Here is a 19,946-nt window from a genome sequence, read left to right as displayed (position 1 = left end):
CTTAAGAGGTGGTAATGAAATCCCTGACAAACCGGCAAATCGACTTCATGGGGGGGCGCCGCTGGGCGTTTATCCTCTCCGGCATCCTGCTGCTGGTAGCGATTGGCGCCATGTTCACCCAGCAGCTCAACCTGGGGCTGGACTTTACCGGCGGCACCCTGATCGAGGTGCGCTACCAAAGCGCCCCGGCGCTTGACGGCATTCGCCAGATACTCGAGCAAAACGGCTTCGAGGACGTCGCCGTGCAGACCTTCGGCGCCTCAACCGAGGTACTGATTCGCCTGAAGCAGGCCTTCGATGCCGAGGTGGGCAACGACATCGTTACCCTGCTGCGCGATAGCGGCGCCAGCGTCGACCTGGTGCGCGCCGAGTTCGTCGGCGCTCAGGTGGGCGACCAGCTGCGCGACCAGAGCGGTCTTGGCATGCTGGTGGCGCTGGGCGTGGTCATGCTCTATGTGGCGCTGCGCTTCCAGTACAAGTTTGCCGTCGGCGCGCTGCTCGCCCTGATGCACGACGTGGTCGTGGTCATCGGCGTGTTTGCGCTGTTCGGGCTGGAGTTTGACCTGACGGTGCTGGCGGCCATACTCGCGGTCATCGGCTACTCGCTGAACGACACCATCGTGGTCTACGACCGCATTCGCGAGACCATTCGCAAATCCCAGATCACCGATATGGCGCAGATCTTCAACGAGGCGATCAACGCTACGCTGTCGCGGACGCTGGCCACGTCGGGCACCACGCTGCTGGTGCTGCTCGCTCTGCTGTTTCTCGGCGGCGACATGATCGAGAACTTCGCCATCGCCCTGCTCATCGGCATCGTGGTGGGGACGTTCTCCTCGGTCTACATCTCCGGCGCGCTGCTGATTCCGCTTAAGCTCAGCCGCGAAGACCTGATCCCGCCGCAGAAAACCCAGGACGACGAGGAAGAGGAACTGCCGTAACTCGACCGTCTCCCCTGCAACGCAAAAGCCCCTGCCGGACGCACCGGCAGGGGCTTTTTTATGACAATGTCAATCAACCGGAAGCGCGGCTGACGATCAGAAGTGCGGCGTCAGCTGCTTGACCAGGGCCTTGTAAAGGCGCGGGCCGGCGGCCATCAGCACGCCTTCGGGCTTGATCGCGGGCTGGCCGTCCGGGGTGCCGATGAGCGCGCCGGCTTCCTTCAGCAGCAGCGTGCCGGCATACAAGTCCTGCTCTTCGAGGCCCACCACAAAGGCGCTGTCGACCCGGCCGGTGGCCACTTCGCAGATATCCAGCAGGCCGCTCCCCGAGGCGATCAGCGTGTCCACGTCCGTGCCCAGCTGCTGGGTAAGCGTCTGGTAGGCGGGCAGATGGCGGCGGCGCAGCCAGGCCGGCGGCAGGCTCAGCGCCGTGCGCGTGCCGGCTACCGCGCTGGGTTTGCTCACGCGCATGCGCTTGCCGTTGTGCTGGGCGCCGCCGCCCCGGGTGGCTAGGTATTCGTCGTCGGCAAAGGGGCAGACGATCACCGCGTGCTCAGACCGGCCTTTTACCCGGCAGACCGCCGAGATCGCGAAGTCCGCCCCGGCGACCGCGAGGCTGGAGTAGCCGTGCATGGGCTCGATGTGCCAGACGGTATCGCGCCCTTCGCCTTCCCCCTCGCGGTGCGAGGTAAAGCGCCCGACGACGCCGTGCTCGGGATAGCCGCGCTCGAGCTGCTGGACAATGATGGCCTCGGCCTTGCCGGCGGCATCAGCCAACAGGCGCTCGAGATTGGCTTCGTCGTGAGCGTTTTCAATACGCTCGCGGATACGTAAAAACTGATCAGCGGCCTTGCGCGTGGCGCGCAGCGTGAACTGGACCATCGGATTCATGGGCGAGAACCTTGTGACGATAAGGGGAAAGACAGGGCTGTTAAAGAACGGTGCAGGCAGTACCTGATCAAGCACTAGCGGATAACCACTAAAGGATAACAATGCAGCGCAGAATGCGCGGGGCGGCAGGCGGTGCCGCGCTGGGCGGCGATTCTAGCAGAGCCCGTGCCCGGGCGCCATGCAGTCGTGCTAAACTTGCGCCCTCTCCGCCCTTCGATCCAACCGTTGAGTCACGCCATGCTCGAGCGCCTTCGCACCGTCCTTATCGGCACCAGCCACTCCGGCAATATCGGCGGTGTCGCCCGCGCCATGCACAACATGGGGCTTAGCGATCTGGCGCTGGTCGCCCCGCGCAGCGAGGTCATCCATCAGGACAGCATTTCCCGGGCCTCGGGCGCCGATCACCTGCTCCACGGCGCCCGGGTGAGCCAGACGCTTGACGAGGCCGTGGCCGACTGCACTCTGGTGGTCGGCGCCAGCGCCCGTTCGCGCACCCTGCCCTGGCCGATGCTTTCCCCCCGGGAGCTCGGCCGGCGCCTGCCCGACGAGTGCCGCCAGGAGGGCGCGCGCATCGCCCTGGTATTCGGTCGCGAAGACAGCGGGCTGACCAACGACGAGCTGCACCGCTGCCACGCCCACGTGCATATTCCCACCAACGCCGACTTCAGCTCGCTGAACCTGGCCGCCGCGGTTCAGGTAGTGGCCTACGAATGCCGCCTGGCGTGGCTCGAGCAGCAGGCGTCATCCGGGGGCAGCGATGCCGACGAGGCGGAAGCATCCCTTGGGGCCGACGAGCAGCGCGCCTCCCACGCCGATCTGGAACGCTACTTTGCCCACCTCGAGCAGACCCTGACGACCATCGGCTTTCACGACCCGCAAAAGCCGCGCCAGCTCATGGCCCGCCTGCGCCGGCTGTACCTGCGCGCCCGCCCGCGCCGGATCGAACTCAATATCCTGCGCGGCATCCTGTCGGCGACGGACAAGACCGCCGCCGACAGGGCCGACCGGCCGCCGCGCCCTTGAATCCGGCGCTCGGCGCCGCCAGTCTATTGCCTCTGGCCTCGCCGCCGGACGCCCACCCACTAAAGGAAAGGTCGCATGTTTAAACGCCTGCGCGAAGATATCAACAGCGTGTTTGTCCGCGATCCGGCCGCACGCAACTTCTTTGAAGTGCTGACCAACTACCCCGGCCTGCACGCCCTGCTGCTGCACCGCTTCCACCACTGGCTGTGGAACAAGGGCGCCAAGTGGCTGGCGCGGACGCTTTCGACCTTTGCCCGTTTTTTAACCGGCATCGAGATTCACCCCGGCGCCACCATCGGCCGGCGCTTTTTCATCGACCACGGCATGGGCGTGGTCATCGGCGAAACCGCGCTGATCGGCGACGACGTCACCCTTTACCACGGCGTCACTCTGGGCGGCACCAGCTGGCACAAGGGCAAGCGCCACCCGACCCTGGGCGACGGCGTGATCATCGGTGCCGGGGCCAAGATACTCGGCCCGCTCACCCTTGACGCCGGGGTCAAGGTCGGCTCCAACGCCGTGGTCACCAAGGACGTCCCCGAAGGCGCTACGGTGGTGGGGATACCCGGCAAGATCGTCAAGCGCGCCGAGCCCGACACCGAACAGTCCATGGACGTCGACCCCGACCGGCGCGAGGCCATGCGCCAGAAGTTCGGCTTTGACGCCTACGGCGTCAGCCAGGATATGCCCGACCCGGTGGCCCGCTCGATGCAGGCCATGCTCGACCACATGCACGCGGTAGATGAGCGCATCGAGCAAATGTGCTCGACCCTGACCCGGCTGGATACCAGCTACCGCAAGGGCGAGCTGCCGGAGCTGCGCAGCGAAGACTTTGCCGACGTGCTCGGCGAAGCCGCCAGCGAATGCGCCGACCACACGGCCAACCACCGCAGGCGGACCCGCTCGCCCGGCAGCGAAAGCGAAGATACGCCCGACGACGCCTCGGGCAAAGGTTGACCCCTGCGCTCGGGCTTTCCCATAATGGGCCAGATTTTGCCATCAGCGCGCTCATGTGGAGCAGCCGGGGTCCGTTATGCGTTTGAACCGCCTATGCGTTTAACCACCAAAGGACGTTACGCCGTTACCGCCATGCTGGATCTGGCGATCAACGCCGATACCGCGCCTATCAGCCTTGGCGATATCGCCCGGCGCCAGGACATCTCGCTTGCCTATCTGGAGCAGCTGTTTGCCCGGCTGCGCCGGGCCGGCCTGGTCAACAGCGTGCGCGGCCCCGGCGGCGGCTACCTGCTGGCGCAGGCGCCTGGCGCCATCTGCGTTTCCAGCATCGTCGACGCCGTCGACGAAAGCGTGGACGCCACCCGCTGCCAGGGACTTTCCGACTGCCAGCAGGGCGACACCTGCCTGACCCACCACCTGTGGTGCGAGCTTTCCGGGCAGATCCGCCGGTTTCTCGACGCGGTGACGCTTGAACAGCTGTCGGCGCGCCCCGATATACAGCATATTGCCCGGCGCCAGCAGGTGCGCGTGGACGACGCCATTCTCGCGTCAGCCCCCTAGCGCCAGCCTGCCCGCGCCCACTGACCGATGTGAATCAAGATGCCACAAACCACACCCACGCTGCCCGTTTATCTTGACTACGCCGCCACTACGCCGGTGGATGACCGCGTAGCCGCGGTGATGCAGCGCTATTTAACGGTTGACCAGCTCTACGCCAACCCCGCCTCGCGCAGCCACATGCCGGGCTGGCAGGCCGAACAGGTGGTCGAGCAGGCGCGCCGCCAGGTGGCCGACGCCATCGGCGCCGACCCGCGCGAAATCGTCTGGACCAGCGGCGCCACCGAGGCCGACAACCTGGCGCTCACCGGGTTCATGCGCGCCAATCGCGAGCGCGGCATGCACCTGGTGACGTCCGTCATCGAGCACAAGGCCGTGGTGGATACCGCACATGCCCTCGAGGCCGAAGGCTTCGAGGTGACCTGGCTAACGCCCGGCGGCGACGGCCGCGTTACCCCCGAGCAGCTGCGCGGCGCCATGCGCGACGACACCGCGCTGGTATCCCTGATGACGGTCAACAACGAGCTTGGCAGCGTTAACGATACGGCGGCGCTTGCCGACGTTGCTCACGAGTTTGGCGCGGCCTTCCATACCGACGCCGCCCAGGCCATCGGCCGCGTACCGCTGGACGTCGGCGCCCAGAGTATCGATTTGATGTCGCTTTCCGGGCACAAGGCCTACGGCCCCAAGGGCGTGGGCGCGCTCTACGTCAAGCGCCACCCGGACATCCGCGTGGAGGCGCTGATTCACGGCGGCGGTCACGAGCGCGGCATGCGCTCGGGTACGCTGCCCACGCACCAGATTGCCGGCATGGGCGAGGCCTTTGCCCTGATGATTCAGGAAAGCGAGGCCGACCAGGCGCATATCGCGGCGCTGGGCGAACGTTTTCTCGGCGGGCTTGCCCAACTGGAAGACGTTCATCGCAATGCGGCAAGCGAGGCAAGCCTGCCCAACATCATCAACGTCGCCTTTGGCGGCGTGGACGGCGAATCGCTGCTGATGGCGCTGCGCGACGTGGCGGTGTCCACCGGCTCGGCGTGCAACTCGGCAAGCGTGGATCCGTCCTACGTGCTGCTGGGCGTCGGCGTGCCGCGCCGGCTGGCGCTTGCCTCGCTTCGCTTCAGCTTCGGTCGCTTTACCACCGAGGCCGATATCGACCACGCCGTAGGCGTGCTGCAGCACGCCGTCACCGGCCTGCGGGCGGCTTAGCCCTCCGCGGCGCGGTTCACCAAGAGTCACCACGCTAGCTAGTAGAAACAACAGTAGAAACAACAGTAGAAACAACAGTAGAAACAACAGTAGAAACAACGACGGCTTCAACAGGAGGAGGTCACCATGGCCACGCTCAACATTACGCCCGCTGCTGCCGAGCAGATTCAGCACGTCCTCGCCGAACGCGGCGAAGGCCTTGGCCTGCGCGTATCGGTCAAGCCTTCGGGCTGCTCCGGCTACAGCTACGTGCTCGACTTTGCCGACGAGGCCGCCCCGGACGATGCCCACTTCGAGGATCACGGCGCCCAGGTATTTGTCGCCCCGGACGCGCTGACCATGCTCGACGGCAGCGAAGTCGACTACGTCAACGAAGGGCTCAACCGCTACTTTCGCTTCAACAACCCCAACGTCACCGACGAGTGCGGCTGCGGCGAAAGCTTCACCATCTAACCGCGGGGCCGGCACGGGCAGTATTCACGGCCTTGATGAAGCGCTATAATCGCGCCTCCCCGCCGCCGGCCCGGTTCTGCCGTACCGGCGGCGGTGCTTTGCCTTCTCGCTTTAAACGCGACTTTTTACGCCCTATTTTTTACGTCCGATCCAGGAGATTTGTTACATGGCGAACGAACGCACGCTGTCCATCATCAAGCCCGACGCTGTCGCCAAAAATGCCATCGGCGAGATCATTGCCCGCTTTGAAAAAGCCGGCCTCAAGGTCGTTGCCGCCAAGATGATCAAGCTCTCCAACGACAACGCCGGCGGCTTCTACGCCGAGCACAAGGAGCGCCCCTTCTTCAACGATCTGGTCGGCTTCATGACCTCGGGCCCGGTAGTGGTACAGGTGCTGGAAGGCGAAGATGCCATCGCCAAGAACCGCGATCTGATGGGGGCGACCAACCCCAAGGAAGCCGAAGCCGGCACCATCCGCGCCGACTTTGCCGAAACCATCGACGCTAACGCCGTTCACGGTTCCGACTCCGTGGAAAGCGCCGAGCGCGAAATCGCCTACTTCTTCGACAACGACGAAATCTGCCCGCGCTAAGCGCGCTGCAAGGCAGCTTGCACGTTGCCGGCCATTTTCGCGGGAGCCCGGCTCCCGCCTTTTCTTCCGACGCTGACTGCCATGACCACTGCCGCTTTCCAAGACGCATCTACTACCACTTCCCCTGACGCGACGTCCGTCGCCCCGGGGCAGGCCCCCGAGCGCGTCAACCTGCTGGGCATGTCCCGGGCGCAGCTGGAGGCGTTTTTTCTCTCCATCGGCGAAAAGAAGTTCCGCGCCGCCCAGCTGATGAAGTGGATGCACCACGAAGGCTGCGACGACTTTGCCGCCATGACCAACCTGTCCAAGGCGCTGCGCGAAAAGCTTGCGCGCCTGGCCGAGGTGCGCGGCCCGTCGGTGGTCTACGAAGGCGCCTCCAAGGACGGCACGCGCAAGTGGGTACTGGAAGTCGAGGACGGCAGCTACGTGGAAACCGTGCTGATCCCCGCGGATAACGGTAAGCGGCGCACGCTTTGCGTGTCGTCCCAGGTGGGCTGCTCGCTTGACTGCAGCTTCTGCTCCACGGGCAAGCAGGGCTTTCAGCGCAACCTCACCGCCGCAGAAATCATCGGCCAGGTATGGGTGGCCTCGCGCAGCGACGTGCCGCGCAACGACAGCCGCCAGCGCCCGGTGACCAACGTGGTAATGATGGGCATGGGCGAGCCGCTGCTCAACTACGATAACGTCGTGCCGGCCATGCACCTGATGCTCGAAGACGACGGCTACGGCCTGTCCAAGCGCCGGGTGACGCTTTCCACGTCGGGCGTGGTGCCCAAGATCGACAAGCTCAGCGACGACATCGACGTAAGCCTGGCCATTTCGCTGCACGCGGCCAACGACGAGCTGCGCAACGAGCTGGTGCCGCTGAACCGCAAGTACAACATCGCCACGCTGCTGGACGCCTGCCGGCGCTACCTGGACAAGAGTCCGGAGAACCGCCAGGTCACCGTCGAGTACACCCTGATTGCGGGGGTCAACGATCAGCAGGAACACGCCACCGAGCTTGCCGAGGTGCTTGAAGGGCTGCCGTGCAAGATCAACCTGATTCCGTTCAACCCGTTTCCCCACTCGGGCTACGAAACGCCGTCGCGCAACCAGTGCGTGCGCTTTCAGCGCTGGCTTGACGAGCTGGGCTACACCGCGCCGATCCGCATGGCCCGGGGCGATGACATCGACGCCGCCTGCGGCCAGCTGGTCGGCCGAGTGAAGGATCGCACCAAGCGCCAGGCCCGCTACATTCAGTCGGTACAGCTTGACGCCAACTAGCTTGACGCCAACCAGCCTAAAGCTAGCCAGCACCGCCTTGACTTGTGCCGGGCACAGCGCTTTGATAAACGCGCCCTTGGTGCGGTGCAGGAGTCGCTTCGCGCTTTTGCGCCAAGACTCACTGCGCCGTTTGGACTGCCACCATGAGGATACCGATGCTTTGCCGCCGCCCGCTACCGCGTATTGCCCAAGCGCCTGCCATTCTGGCTCTTTTCGGCACGCTGTGGCTGTCCGGCTGCGCCTCGTCGTTGCTTTCCTCTCCGGATACGCCGGAGGCCGGCAGCGCCTACACCCGGCTGGGTCTTGCCTATCTGGAGCAGAACAACCTGAAGCGCGCGCTCAACGCGCTGGACCGGGCCGAAGAGCTTGACCCCGGCAATCCCGAAACGCTGCAGGCGCTGGCGCTTGTCTACCAGCGTCAGGGCGAAAACGACCTGGCCGCCGAGCAGTTCAAGAAGGCGCTCGCCGCCAACACGGACTTTACCCGCGCGCGCAACAACTACGCCGCCTTTCTTTATCAGCAGGGGAATTATCAGCGCGCCTGCCAGCAGCTCGAAACGGCAGCCAAGGATCCCCAGTACGAACACCGGGCGCGGCTTTTCACTAATCTGGGACAGTGCTATACCGCCAGGGACCAGACGCAGCGTGCCCGGGAAAGCCTGGTGCGGGCCAGCAAGATCGACCCGCGCCACGCACGCAGCTATTGGCTGCTGGCCCAACTGGAGTACCGTCAGGGCAATCACGCCCGGGCCTGGGCGCCGCTACAGCGATTTTTGCGGCTTGGCCGGCCCACCCGCGAAGCGCTGGAAATGGCCGCAGAGCTGGCCCTTGAGCGCGGCGACAGCGAACTCGCCGGCAAGTATCGGCGCCAGCTTGCAAGCACGGGCGATACGCCCTGATCACCGTTTTGAGGATGCTCAGCCATGAGCGACACACATAACGACGAATACGCTGACGATCAGCCCGGGGATTCCCCCGGCGAACTGTTACGCAGGGAGCGGGAGCGCCAGGGTATTGCCCTCAGGGACGCCGCGCACGCCCTGCACCTGCGCCCGGCCGTAGTCTCAGGGCTGGAGCAGGATCATTACGCCGAAATCCCCGTGGCCACCTACCGCCGCGGCTATCTGCGCACCTACGCCCGCTACCTGGGCATGGATGACGCCCCGGTGCTCAGGGCCTACGAGGCACGCCACGGCGCCCCGGATACCGCGCGCGACATCAAGCCGGTATCGGTGACCCGCCCGCCCTCGCGGCTGGGCGGCATTTTGTTCAAGCTGGTGACGCTTTTAGTCATCGCCGGGCTGATCGGCGTCACCGTGACCTGGTGGCAAAGCCGCGGCGGGAACGCCCCGCCGAGCCTGGACGACGGCGCCGTGACGGCGCCCGACTCCTCGGCGGCGGCGGAAACGTCGTCCTCTACCGACGACGCCACAGACGAGATTGACGCCGCCGCCAAAAGCGCCGCTGAAACCACGGCTAACGCCGACAGCGCTGCCGAAGCCGACTCTGTCCAGAACTCTGTCGAAACAGGCTCCGCCGACACCGCTCCCGCCGCACCGTCGGATAGCGCCCTGGCCGCCGCCACCCGCGTGGCCGGCGCCGATGAAGCCGAAGACTCCAGCGCCGACGCCGACAGCGGCGCCGACGCCACCACCCTGGCGCTGACGTTCAATCAGCAGTCGTGGACGGAAATTTTCGATGCCCACGACGAGCGCGTGTTTGTCGGGCTACAGCAGCCCGGCACCGAAGCAAGCGTAGAAGGCCAGCCGCCGTTTCGTTTAACCGTCGGCAACGCTACCGGCGTCGAACTGCGCTACCGGGGCGAGGTCGTCGACCTTGCCCGGCACGCCGGCGCCAATAACGTCGCCCGCTTTACCCTGGGAGAGTGATCCGCCCTATGCACGCCCCGTCCTCTATTCAACGCCGCGCCTCACGCCAGATCCACGTCGGCAACGTTCCGGTTGGCGGCGATGCGCCGATTGCCGTCCAGAGCATGACCAACACCGACACCCTTGACGTCGAGGCCACCGTCCGCCAGGTGCGCCAGCTGGAAACCGCCGGCGCCGATATCGTCCGCGTTTCGGTGCCCAGCATGGACGCCGCCGAGGCGTTCGGCCGCATCCGCCAGGCGGTCAACGTACCGCTGGTAGCCGATATTCACTTCGACCACAAGATCGCCCTGCGCGTGGCCGAGCTGGGCGTCGACTGCCTGCGCATCAACCCCGGCAACATCGGCCGCGAAGACCGCGTGCGCGCGGTGGTCAGCGCCGCCCGGGACCGCGGCATCCCCATGCGCATCGGCGTCAACGCCGGCTCGCTGGAAAAATCCCTGCAGCGCAAGTACGGCGAGCCCACGCCTGAGGCGCTGGTGGAGTCCGCCCTGCGCCACATTGACCATCTTGACCGGCTGGACTTCCCCGACTTCAAGGTCAGCGTCAAGGCAAGCGACGTGTTCATGGCCGTATCCGCCTACCGCGATCTGGCCAGCCGCATCGAACAGCCGCTGCACCTGGGGATCACCGAGGCCGGCGGGCTGCGCTCGGGCACGGTCAAGTCCTCCATCGGCCTTGGCATGCTGCTGATGGACGGCATCGGCGATACTCTGCGGGTATCGCTTGCCGCCGATCCGGTGGAAGAGGTCAAGGTCGGCTTTGACATGCTCAAGAGCCTCAAGCTGCGCACCAAGGGCATCAACTTTATCGCCTGCCCCAGCTGCTCGCGGCAGAACTTTGACGTCATCGACACCATGAACCAGCTCGAAGAGCGCCTGGAAGACGTGATGACGCCGCTGGACGTGTCGATCATCGGCTGCATCGTCAACGGCCCGGGCGAGGCCAAGGAGAGCGATCTGGGCCTCACCGGCGGCAGCCCCGCCAACCTGCTGTATCTTGACGGCAAGCCGGCGCAGAAGCTGCGCAACGACAACCTCGTTGACGATCTTGAGCGGCTGATCCGCGACAAGGTGCGCGAAAAACAGCAGCGCGAAGAAGATACTATCGCCCGCAGCGTGTAGCCTGCTGCGACACACAAGGAGTTTCCATTGAGCCAGACCGCAGCCCCCTACACCGCCCGCAAGATCCAGGCGATTCGCGGCATGAACGACCTGCTGCCCGACGAAAGCCCGCGCTGGCAGTTTTTTGAAGCCCGGATCCGCGACCTGATGGCGCGCTACGGCTTTGCCGAGATTCGCACGCCCATTCTGGAGCAGACGGCGCTTTTTGCCCGCTCCATCGGCGAAGTGACCGACATCGTCGAAAAGGAGATGTACACCTTCGACGATCGCAACGGCGACAGCCTCACCCTGCGCCCGGAGGGCACCGCCAGCTGCGTGCGCGCGGCCATGCAGCACGGCCTTCTGCACAACCAGACCCAGCGGCTGTGGTACCAGGGGCCGATGTTTCGCCACGAGCGCCCGCAAAAGGGCCGCTACCGCCAGTTTCACCAGGTCGGCGTGGAAACCTACGGCCTCGACGGCCCGGACATCGACGCCGAAGTCATCCTGCTGTCGGCGCGGCTGTGGCAGGAGCTGGGGCTTGCCGATCACGTCACCCTCGAGCTTAACTCGCTGGGCTCGGCCGAGGCCCGGGCAGCCTACCGCGAGATGCTCGTGGCCTACTTCGAGCAGCACCTCGAGGTGCTCGATGAGGACTCCCGACGCCGCCTGACCACCAACCCGCTGCGCATTCTGGACTCCAAGAACCCGGCTCTAGCTGAGGTGATCGCCGGCGCGCCGCGGCTCATCGATCACCTGGACGAGGCCTCCCGGGAGCACTTCGAGCGCCTCAAGGCCATGCTCGACGCCGCCGGCGTCGGCTACGTGATCAATCCGCGGCTGGTGCGCGGGCTGGATTACTATTCGCGCACCGTGTTCGAATGGACCACCGATGCGCTGGGCAGCCAGGGCACCGTGTGCGCCGGCGGCCGCTACGACGGCCTAGTCGAACAGCTGGGCGGCAAGCCCACCCCGGCGGTGGGCTTTGCCATGGGCATCGAGCGGCTGATTCTGCTGCTCGACACCTTGGCGCTGATTCCCGACGAAGCCCTTGGCGGCTGCGATGCCTATCTGGTGCCCATGGACGACGCCGCGACTCCCGAGGCGCTGGCCCTGGCCGAGCGGCTGCGAACCGCCCTGCCTGAGTTAAACCTGACCCTGCACTGCGGCGGCGGCAGCTTTAAAAGCCGCATGAAAAAGGCCGACAAGAGCGGTGCCCCGCTGGCCATACTGCTGGGCGAGGACGAGCGCGCCGAACAGGCCGCCACGCTGAAATTTCTGCGCGACGACCGCGAGCAGCGGCGCGTAGCGCAAAGCGAGCTGGCCCCTGCGCTGGCGTCCCAGCTGGGATTCACCCGGGCCAACCCCTGAGCCGCTCGCCGGCGTGGAAACTTGCCCGTCATAGCCGTCATAGACAGTTTCAAGGAGGCCGCCCGTGGCGGAGCTGAGAACCGAAGAAGAACAGATGGACGCGATCAAGCGCTGGTGGAAGGAAAACGGCACCTCGCTGGTAGCCGGCCTGATAATCGCCGGCGCCGGCGTGTTTGGCTTCAAGGCCTGGCAGAACTACCAGGACGGCCAGGCCGAAGCCGCGTCCCTGCGCTACCAGCAGCTGATTGCCGAAACCGCCGGCCAGGATGCCGCCGAATCAGCCGACGAGCAGTCGCTGCAAAACGCCCGCAGCACCGCCGACGAGCTGGTCGAAAGCCACGGCGGCTCGCTCTACGCCGAGCTTGCGCTGCTGCTCGACGCCCGCCTGGCGGTACAGCAGGACGACCTGGACGGCGCCCGCGCCTCTTTGGAGCAGGCGCTTGACGACTCCTCGCGGGGCTACGTTCAGGGCCTGGCTCGGCTGCGCCTGGCGCGGCTTGACGTTGCCGCCGGCGAGGCGCAGCAGGCGCTCGGCCGGCTGGAAGACGACGTGGTCGCCCCGCTCGCCGCCCAGCGCCACAGCGTGCACGGCGACGCTTATTTCGCCCTCGGTCAAAACGACGAGGCCCGCGCCGCCTGGCAGCAGGCGCAGGCGCTGACCGAAGAGCAAGGCCGCCCCCTTTACGGCGTCACGCTGAAACTTGATGACCTGGGCAGCGATACTCCAGATACCCGCGAGGCCACGCCATGATCGCCACCCGTTTTTCCCGCACCCTGCGCCTGACGCTGGGCGCCGGCGCCATTGCCCTGCTGGCCGGCTGCGCCAGCAAAGGCGAGCCGCTTTACACGCCCAAGCCGCTCTCCGACATTGACGCTACCTCCACCCTTGATACCCGCTGGGACACCGGCATCGGCAAGGGCCTTGGCCGAGCGCGCTACCCGCTGACGCCGGCCCGGGACGGCGATACGCTGTTCGCCGCCGACGCCCGCGGGCTGGTGGTGGCGCTGGATGCCGACAGCGGCAAGCGCGACTGGGAAACCACGCTCGACAGCGCCGTCTCCAGCGGGCTTTCTGCGATTGCCGGCCACGTTTATCTGGGCAGCAAGAACGGCGACGTCATCGCCCTCAAGCAGGGAGACGGCAGCGAGCAGTGGCGCGCGCGGGTCTCAAGCGAAGTGCTGGCCGCTCCTCAGCCCAACCGCGACCTGCTGATCGTGCAGAGCACCGACGGCCAGATCACCGCCCTTGACCGCCAGAGCGGGGAGACCCGCTGGTCCTACGAAAGCAACCCGCCGTCGCTGACCCTGCGCGGCACCGGCACGCCGCAGACCATTGACCCCGTCACCTTTGCCGGCTTTGCCAACGGCCGCCTGGTCACCCTGGACAACCGCACCGGCGAGCCGCTGTGGCAGCAGCAGGTGGCCATTCCCCAGGGGCGCACCGAAGTCGACCGCCTGGTGGATCTGACCGGCCAGCCGCTGCTGACCCCGGATGGCCGGCTCTACGTCACCAGCTATAACGGCCGCCTGATTGCCCTGGAGGCCACCCGCGGCCAGCTGATCTGGGAGCGCGAGCTCTCCAGCCGGCATACGCCGCTGCTGGTGGGCGACTATCTGTTCGTGGTCACCGACGACAGCCGCGTGCTTGCCCTGGACGCCCAGAGCGGCGATGAAGTGTGGCAAAACGACGACCTCACCGGCCGCTGGCTAACCGCGCCGGCGTTTGCCGACGGCCGCCTGGTGGTGGGAGATTTCGAAGGCTATCTGCACCTGCTCGACGCCCGCCAGGGCGAGCTTGTGGGGCGCACCCGCGTTGACCGCTCCGGCATCAGCATCACCCCCGTCACCGAAGGCGGCACGATTCACGTGCTCGCCAACGACGGCACCCTGGAAACTCTGGACGTCTCCCCATGACACCGGTTATTGCGCTAGTCGGCCGCCCCAACGTGGGTAAATCCACCCTGTTCAATCGCCTGACGCGCTCACGCGACGCGCTGGTGGCCGATTTTCCCGGCCTGACCCGGGACCGCAAGTACGGCAACGGCATGCTCGGCGGCAAAGCCTACACGGTCATCGACACCGGCGGCATCAGCGGCGACGAGCACGGCATCGACGCGGCCATGGCCGAGCAGTCCCTGGCCGCCATCGACGAAGCCGATATCGTGCTGTTCATGGTGGACGCCCGGGCGGGGCTCAACGTCGCCGACGAAGCCATCGCCAACCACCTGCGGGTCAATCAGAAAAAGACCTGGCTGGTGGTCAACAAGACCGACGGCCTGGAAGAGCACTCGGCCATGGCCGACTTCTGGACCCTGGGCCTTGGCGACCCTCACGCCATTGCCGCCGCCCACGGGCGCAACGTCGCCGCGCTGGTCGATCAGGTACTCGAGCCGTTTCCCGAGCGCGACGAGTCGATCCCCGCCGACACCGGCACCAAGGGCATCCGCATCGGCGTGATCGGCCGGCCCAACGTGGGCAAGTCGACGCTGGTCAACCGCCTGCTTGGCGAAGACCGTGTGGTGGTGTTTGATGAGGCCGGCACCACTCGGGACGCCATCGAGATCCCCTTCGAGCGGCGCGGCAAGCCCTACGTGCTGGTGGATACCGCCGGCGTGCGGCGGCGCAAGAACGTGCGCGAAGCCACCGAGAAGTTCTCGATCATCAAGGCGCTGGAAGCCATCAAGGAATGCCACGTCGCGGTCATGGTGCTCGACGCCCGCACCGGGCTGGTGGAGCAGGACCTGCATCTGCTCGACTACGTGCTCACCACCGGCCGGGCGCTGGTGCTGGCGGTGAACAAGTGGGACGGGCTTGAGAGCGAGGCCCGGGACAAGATGCGCGCCGAGATCAAGCGCCGGCTGGGCTTTGCCGACTACGCCGAGCTGCACTTCATCTCCGCGCTGCACGGCACTGCAGTGGGCGATCTCTACCCGTCCGTCGAGCGCGCCTTCGAGGCCGCCAACGCCCGCTGGTCCACCAACCGGCTGACCACCCTGCTCCAGGACGCCGTCGCTCAGCACGCCCCGCCGATGGTTCACGGCCGGCGCATCAAGCTGCGCATGGCCCACCAGGGCGGCAGCAATCCGCCGATCATCGTGGTCCACGGCAACCAGACCGGCGCGCTGCCCGACGCCTACCGACGCTACCTCACCAACACCTTCCGCAAGGTGCTCAAGGTGCGCGGCACGCCCATGCGCTTCGAGTTTCGCTCGGGGGACAACCCCTACGACCCCATGGCCGACTCAAGCGACAAGGCCAAGGCCAAAAAGCGCGAGCTCAACCGCACCCGGGAGTCGCGCAAACGGCGCCGCTAGGCACTCTCGACATCGCTAGCCCTTCTCGACATCGACAATGCGCCGGGCGTCTCGGCCATGCCTTCCCCCAGCAGCGGCGCCTCGGGGTAGCGACGATCCAGATAGCTCATGATCGCGTAGCTATCGGTGACGACCTCGTCCCCGTCGACCAGCACCGGCACCTTGTCGTGGCGGGCGAAGGCCAGCGCTTCCTTCTCGGTGAAGCGCCAGGGTCGCGTCTCCGCCTCGAGCCCCTTGTGCGCCAGCGCATAGCGAATCCGCCAGCAGAAAGGCGAGAAACGCAGCCCTTCCTCGATGCCGCAGAGTTCATCAGAATTTGCGCGGGATACCCGGTACGTTGAGTGCCGGGAGGGATAACGCGTCGCCCGCAGGGCGACCTGGACTACACCACCGTCTGTCCCGCTCCTCCCTGGTGGTTAATGGATGGTGTGGAGTGATAGCCGTAGCCATCACCGCGTTGAATCAGGGTGCAGTATTGGTACGAAATGCCTTGCACTGCCCCTTGTTGGGTTTGGATGTTGAAGCTGCCGGTTTTGCGCACGGCCACACGACCGATATGCGTGCCGGCTTTCTTACCTGTGGGCACGAGGGCCGTGATCATATCGCCCGTTTGAAAGCCTTTAACCTGCTTTTGGCGCATCAAGTAACCCCGAGGAAAACCGTGTCGAGTCAGCCGAGTGCGTTGATAACCGCCGCGCCCGGTGGCTTTGATCGTCAGAGTGGGCACCTGCCAGTGGTGCAGGGCGTCCATTGGGCCGACGCAAGCGGCATTCAGGGCGTGAGTTTTGGGAATACCGAGGCGCTGGCGGTTGTATTTGGTACGGCCACCCGTGCCGACCGTGACAGGTAAGCCGATGGCCTTGAGCGCGGTGAACAGCGCCCAACGGGTCGCATTGACCGCACTGGCATCGCGTAGCGGTTGCTTGAGTTGGCGCTGTACTCGCTCAAGCCGTATGTCAGCGGTATGTCCATGTTGTTTCAAGCGGCGACGAAGCCCCCTCGCCGTGGCAAAAAAATCAGTCAATGCTTGCCGATCCTTTTCTTGATTGCAGGCATGGCAGGCTAATGACAGGTTGCTGACGCGGTTGGAACCGCCACGGCTGCGTGGTTCAACATGCTCGATTTCCAGCGGTGTGTCCGTGGCCCCACAATAGGCACATTCCCGGCCCCATTTCTCCAATAGGTACTCGCGCACCTCGTACCCCAACAGCGTCCCTTGCTGGTATCCAACGCCGCTTATCTCGGGGTTGTCGAGCCGCTGGGTATCAAAGCGCACCAACTCCTGATCCAGCGCGGTGATGGGAGCGAGTCTGCGTAGCCGTTCCACCCAAGCTGTGACGGTATCGACCCGATGCTGCAATGAAGGGGGCAGCCAACCTTTGGGCCGAATGCGATTATCAAAGCGCGGGGCGCGGTAGCGCAGATTGGCCGAGCGGCGGCGACGCCGAAACGTGGCGCGTTGCTCCAGGGCTTTTTTGATCTGAAAGCCGCGATGCACCAGATCAAACAGGCACAGGACATGCTGGCCGTCGCCGGCTTTACGCACCACCGCCAGCCCCGTGGTCTTGCTACCCGGATCAAGCTTCAAACGCAGCGGTTGTGTGTCGCCGCCCACCCGATCCTTGAGCCGGATCGCGAACGGGTAGCGTTTATGCACCACGGCGCGACCGTCTTCCAGCAGCAACCGAGCACGCTTTTCGCTGCACGGCATCAACGGCTGCTTGCGGTTGTCCAATACGAAAACCGCCATGCGATTTCCTCCTTGATAAGTGCCCTTACGGGCCTTGTGACGCAGGGCTTGCGCCCTGTCTCCCCTCGGGAATGTCGATAACCGGCTCCTGCTTGGCGGCAGCGGTCAAGACCTTCGGCATTTTACCTTGCGCCAGCATGATCCCGACCTTTCAGAGCAGCAGACTGAGGAAGCATCCACTGGTGAGTCTTGACGACCTATTATCAACGTAGCGGACTGGCTACCGCTTTCCCTGGTCAACCGGGCTTGCTTTCACAAGCCTCTGCCTTTAGGCAGAGGTAGTTGACAGAGTACCCGTGCCATGCTGCCTCCCGTTGTTCAGTCTGTGTGGTGTAATGACCTGGCTCGATGCTGCCAGCGCAAGCCTTGTACGAGCCTCGCTCATCCCTGAGCCCCTTTCCGACCGCTCTCTCAGGATGCCTCGCAGATCTCCAGGCGCTCACCGGTGGTGCCGTCGGCCAGGTGACGGAAAAGAATCCCCTCGGAGCCGGGGCTGATCCCCTTTGTCCACCATTCCAGATCGTCACCCGCGTAACGCGCGCCGCTGCCGGAAACCGCGATTTGCATGTCGTCGCGACGATCCTTGTATTCGACCCTGGCCGAGTCGGTGGAGGGATAAGCGGCGGCGATGGTTTCGCCGCTCTCGCACCGATAGGTATGCACGGTGGCCGTTGACGCTGCCGCTTCGGGCGCTGGGGCATCCGCCTTCTCCTGGGGGGTGCTGGCGCAGGCGGAAACGAGCAGGGTTGATGCAAGCGTCAGAAAAGCAGGGATTTTCATGCGAATCTCCATGGTGGCGATGACGGGGTGCGGGCGTGCAGCGTAACAGAAGGTTTACCCTCGCTGTCGGCAGGCCACTTTCAGGGAGCGCGCCAGGGCCCGAGTGGCCGGGCCTGCCGCGTCGCGATTGGCGTAGGCCAGAAACAGCGCCTCCTTGCGCTGGCCGCCTTCGATCAGCGGTAGGCGCTTCAGGCTGCCCGCTTCCAGCTCTTCCCGGATGTGGCCGTAGGGTAGCCAGGCAAACCCCAGTCCGTCCCTGACGAACTGCACCGAGGTGTTGAGCTGGGTGACGGTCCAGCGCTGCTCGGCGGCGAGCCAGCCCGCATCCTGACGGCGCCTGAGCCCCGAATCCCGAACCACGAACTGGCGATAGGCGCGCAGATCATGGTGGGTCAGGTCGCGCTCGAGCTGGTGAAGCGGATGCCGGGGATGGGCCACCGCGAGAAAGGTCACGTCCAGCAGCGGCTGCCCGAGAAAACCGGGCGGAGGGCGGTGGGTAATGGCCAGATCCGCTTCCCCGTTGAGCAGGGCCTCCTGGGTGCCGGACAGCACCGACTCGATGAGCTGCACCCTTGACGCCCGACTCTCAGGCACAAAAGCGGCCATGGCCCGGCTGAGCAGATCCGTGGGAAAGATGGCTTCTACCGCCAGGCGAACCTCGGTTTCCCAGCCCTCGGCCAGGTTGCTGGCCAGGTACTCGAGACTCAAGGCGTCTTCAATCAACACCCGGGCTTGCCGCAGCAGCGTTTCGCCTGCCGGCGACAGTACCGCTTTGCGCCCTTGAATCGTCAGCACGTCAACAGGCAGCTGTTCCTGCAGGCCTTTCAGCGCATAGCTGACCGATGACTGGCTGCGGCTGAGCGCCTCGGCGGCCCTGGCATAGCTGCCTTCATCCACCACCGCCTGCAGTATCGCCCACTGCTCGAGGCTGATACGGGGAACTCTCTGGATCATGAAACACTCGCGGATCGATGCGCTGGCTGGATATCACCGCGCATGGCCGAACGATACGGCAATTGATCGAATTATCCGTTCTTTATGCGTGGAATAGTGCCACTTTCTCACGCAATAGAACAGCTAGGCTAGGTTCTGTAAACCAAACAGCAGGGGATATTCCCCAGGAGGCAACAACAATGACCAAGGTACTGGTGCTCTATCATTCCATGTACGGCCATATCGAAACCATGGCCAACACCGTCGCCGAAGGCGCACGCCGGGTAGACGGCGTCGAAGTCACGGTCAAGCGCGTCCCCGAAACCATGCCGGCTGACGCCTTTGCATCGGCCGGCGGCAAGACCGATCAGGATGCCCCGGTCGCTTCACCGGCGGAACTTGCCGAGTACGACGCGGTTATCTTCGGCACGCCCACGCGCTTTGGCAACATGTCCGGCCAGATGCGCACCTTCCTCGATCAGACCGGCGGCCTCTGGGTCAACGGCGGCCTGGTGGGCAAGGTGGCCAGCGTCTTTACCTCGACCGGCACCGGCGGCGGTGAAGAAACCACCATTGCGTCCACCTGGACCACCCTGGCGCACCACGGCATGGTAATTGTGCCGATCGGCTACGCAACCTCTGAGCTTTTTGATATCTCTCAGGTCGGCGGGGGCACGCCCTACGGTGCCTCGACCATTGCCGCCGGCGACGGCTCGCGCCAGCCCGACGAGCGCGAACTGGCCATTGCCCGCTTCCAGGGCGAGCACGTGGCCAAGGTGGCGGCAAAGCTCAGTCGCTAGGGGGCGTTAACAATTAGGCCAGCCATATGGCGGCTGACACGAGGCAGAGGAGTGACTGGTAGTTTCTTGCCAGTCGCTCATAGCGTGTAGATAACCGCCGGAACTTCTTGATTTTC

Annotated in this window: 20 protein-coding genes and 1 pseudogene; 16 read left to right on the top strand and 5 right to left on the bottom strand. The window is 65.2% G+C overall.

Annotated elements, in window-relative coordinates; all coding sequences use genetic code 11:
- Positions 1–14 precede the first annotated feature (14 nt).
- On the top strand, positions 15–941 hold the full coding sequence (gene secF, locus RS027_RS07130) for a protein translocase subunit SecF (RefSeq protein WP_311955473.1): 927 nt from the start codon (positions 15–17) through the stop codon (positions 939–941).
- A 96-nt stretch (positions 942–1,037) separates the two neighbouring features.
- Here secF and RS027_RS07125 read toward each other — a convergent pair whose 3' ends face one another.
- Complete coding sequence (locus tag RS027_RS07125; RefSeq protein WP_311955471.1) at positions 1,038–1,832, bottom strand: inositol monophosphatase family protein; 795 nt, start codon at positions 1,830–1,832, stop codon at positions 1,038–1,040.
- A 237-nt stretch (positions 1,833–2,069) separates the two neighbouring features.
- Between RS027_RS07125 and trmJ the strand changes: the two genes are divergently transcribed.
- The 14 genes from trmJ (at position 2,070) to der (ending at position 15,567) form a co-directional block, all read left to right on the top strand.
- Complete coding sequence (gene trmJ, locus RS027_RS07120; RefSeq protein WP_311955469.1) at positions 2,070–2,855, top strand: tRNA (cytosine(32)/uridine(32)-2'-O)-methyltransferase TrmJ; 786 nt, start codon at positions 2,070–2,072, stop codon at positions 2,853–2,855.
- Between the two features lie 75 nt (positions 2,856–2,930).
- Complete coding sequence (cysE, locus tag RS027_RS07115; RefSeq protein ID WP_311955467.1) at positions 2,931–3,812, top strand: serine O-acetyltransferase; 882 nt, start codon at positions 2,931–2,933, stop codon at positions 3,810–3,812.
- A gap of 93 nt (positions 3,813–3,905) precedes the next feature.
- Positions 3,906–4,373: an Rrf2 family transcriptional regulator gene (locus tag RS027_RS07110; protein ID WP_311955464.1), complete on the top strand. Its 468-nt coding sequence runs from the start codon at positions 3,906–3,908 to the stop codon at positions 4,371–4,373.
- A gap of 39 nt (positions 4,374–4,412) precedes the next feature.
- Positions 4,413–5,579: an aminotransferase class V-fold PLP-dependent enzyme gene (locus tag RS027_RS07105; RefSeq protein WP_311955462.1), complete on the top strand. Its 1,167-nt coding sequence runs from the start codon at positions 4,413–4,415 to the stop codon at positions 5,577–5,579.
- 126 nt (positions 5,580–5,705) lie between these two features.
- Entirely contained in the window at positions 5,706–6,032 is a 327-nt protein-coding gene (locus tag RS027_RS07100; protein WP_311955455.1) for a HesB/IscA family protein, read from the top strand.
- Between the two features lie 166 nt (positions 6,033–6,198).
- Positions 6,199–6,624: a nucleoside-diphosphate kinase gene (gene ndk, locus RS027_RS07095; RefSeq protein ID WP_311955453.1), complete on the top strand. Its 426-nt coding sequence runs from the start codon at positions 6,199–6,201 to the stop codon at positions 6,622–6,624.
- A gap of 81 nt (positions 6,625–6,705) precedes the next feature.
- Entirely contained in the window at positions 6,706–7,890 is a 1,185-nt protein-coding gene (gene rlmN / locus RS027_RS07090) for a dual-specificity RNA methyltransferase RlmN (protein WP_311955452.1), read from the top strand.
- Positions 7,891–8,045: 155 nt separating this feature from the next.
- Positions 8,046–8,789 carry a type IV pilus biogenesis/stability protein PilW gene (gene pilW / locus RS027_RS07085; protein WP_311955451.1) on the top strand — a complete coding sequence of 248 codons (744 nt, stop codon included), beginning with the start codon at positions 8,046–8,048 and terminating at the stop codon, positions 8,787–8,789.
- A 24-nt stretch (positions 8,790–8,813) separates the two neighbouring features.
- Positions 8,814–9,779, top strand: a complete 966-nt coding sequence (locus RS027_RS07080; protein ID WP_311955450.1) for a RodZ domain-containing protein — start codon at positions 8,814–8,816, stop codon at positions 9,777–9,779.
- 8 nt (positions 9,780–9,787) lie between these two features.
- Positions 9,788–10,903: a flavodoxin-dependent (E)-4-hydroxy-3-methylbut-2-enyl-diphosphate synthase gene (ispG, locus tag RS027_RS07075; RefSeq protein WP_311955449.1), complete on the top strand. Its 1,116-nt coding sequence runs from the start codon at positions 9,788–9,790 to the stop codon at positions 10,901–10,903.
- A gap of 27 nt (positions 10,904–10,930) precedes the next feature.
- The gene (gene hisS / locus RS027_RS07070; RefSeq protein ID WP_311955447.1) at positions 10,931–12,253 is read left to right on the top strand and encodes a histidine--tRNA ligase; all 1,323 of its coding nucleotides are present in this window, start codon (positions 10,931–10,933) and stop codon (positions 12,251–12,253) included.
- A gap of 64 nt (positions 12,254–12,317) precedes the next feature.
- Positions 12,318–13,004 (top strand): YfgM family protein, encoded by a 687-nt coding sequence (locus RS027_RS07065; protein ID WP_311955445.1) that lies wholly within the window; start codon positions 12,318–12,320, stop codon positions 13,002–13,004.
- Positions 13,001–14,167 carry an outer membrane protein assembly factor BamB gene (gene bamB, locus RS027_RS07060; protein ID WP_311955443.1) on the top strand — a complete coding sequence of 389 codons (1,167 nt, stop codon included), beginning with the start codon at positions 13,001–13,003 and terminating at the stop codon, positions 14,165–14,167. Before RS027_RS07065 ends, bamB begins: the two co-directional genes overlap by 4 nt.
- Positions 14,164–15,567: a ribosome biogenesis GTPase Der gene (gene der, locus RS027_RS07055; protein WP_311955441.1), complete on the top strand. Its 1,404-nt coding sequence runs from the start codon at positions 14,164–14,166 to the stop codon at positions 15,565–15,567. Before bamB ends, der begins: the two co-directional genes overlap by 4 nt.
- A gap of 50 nt (positions 15,568–15,617) precedes the next feature.
- Here der and RS027_RS07050 read toward each other — a convergent pair.
- From RS027_RS07050 to RS027_RS07035, 4 genes and pseudogenes are all read right to left on the bottom strand, one after another.
- Positions 15,618–15,863, bottom strand: a pseudogene (locus RS027_RS07050) (glutathione S-transferase N-terminal domain-containing protein); the annotation flags it as partial.
- 86 nt (positions 15,864–15,949) lie between these two features.
- Positions 15,950–17,317, bottom strand: coding sequence for an RNA-guided endonuclease IscB (iscB, locus tag RS027_RS07045; RefSeq protein WP_311955440.1), 1,368 nt, complete (start codon positions 17,315–17,317; stop codon positions 15,950–15,952).
- A 411-nt stretch (positions 17,318–17,728) separates the two neighbouring features.
- Complete coding sequence (locus RS027_RS07040) at positions 17,729–18,097, bottom strand: MliC family protein (protein WP_311955438.1); 369 nt, start codon at positions 18,095–18,097, stop codon at positions 17,729–17,731.
- A 54-nt stretch (positions 18,098–18,151) separates the two neighbouring features.
- Entirely contained in the window at positions 18,152–19,051 is a 900-nt protein-coding gene (locus RS027_RS07035; RefSeq protein ID WP_311955436.1) for a LysR family transcriptional regulator, read from the bottom strand.
- A 179-nt stretch (positions 19,052–19,230) separates the two neighbouring features.
- On the opposite strand from RS027_RS07035, the gene wrbA reads away from it, so the two are divergent.
- Positions 19,231–19,830, top strand: a complete 600-nt coding sequence (gene wrbA / locus RS027_RS07030; protein ID WP_311884704.1) for an NAD(P)H:quinone oxidoreductase — start codon at positions 19,231–19,233, stop codon at positions 19,828–19,830.
- The last annotated feature ends 116 nt before the right edge of the window (positions 19,831–19,946 follow it).

The organism is Halomonas garicola (assembly GCF_031935715.1).
Taxonomy (GTDB): domain Bacteria; phylum Pseudomonadota; class Gammaproteobacteria; order Pseudomonadales; family Halomonadaceae; genus Vreelandella; species Vreelandella garicola.
This window is presented reverse-complemented; position numbering and strand designations above follow the sequence as displayed.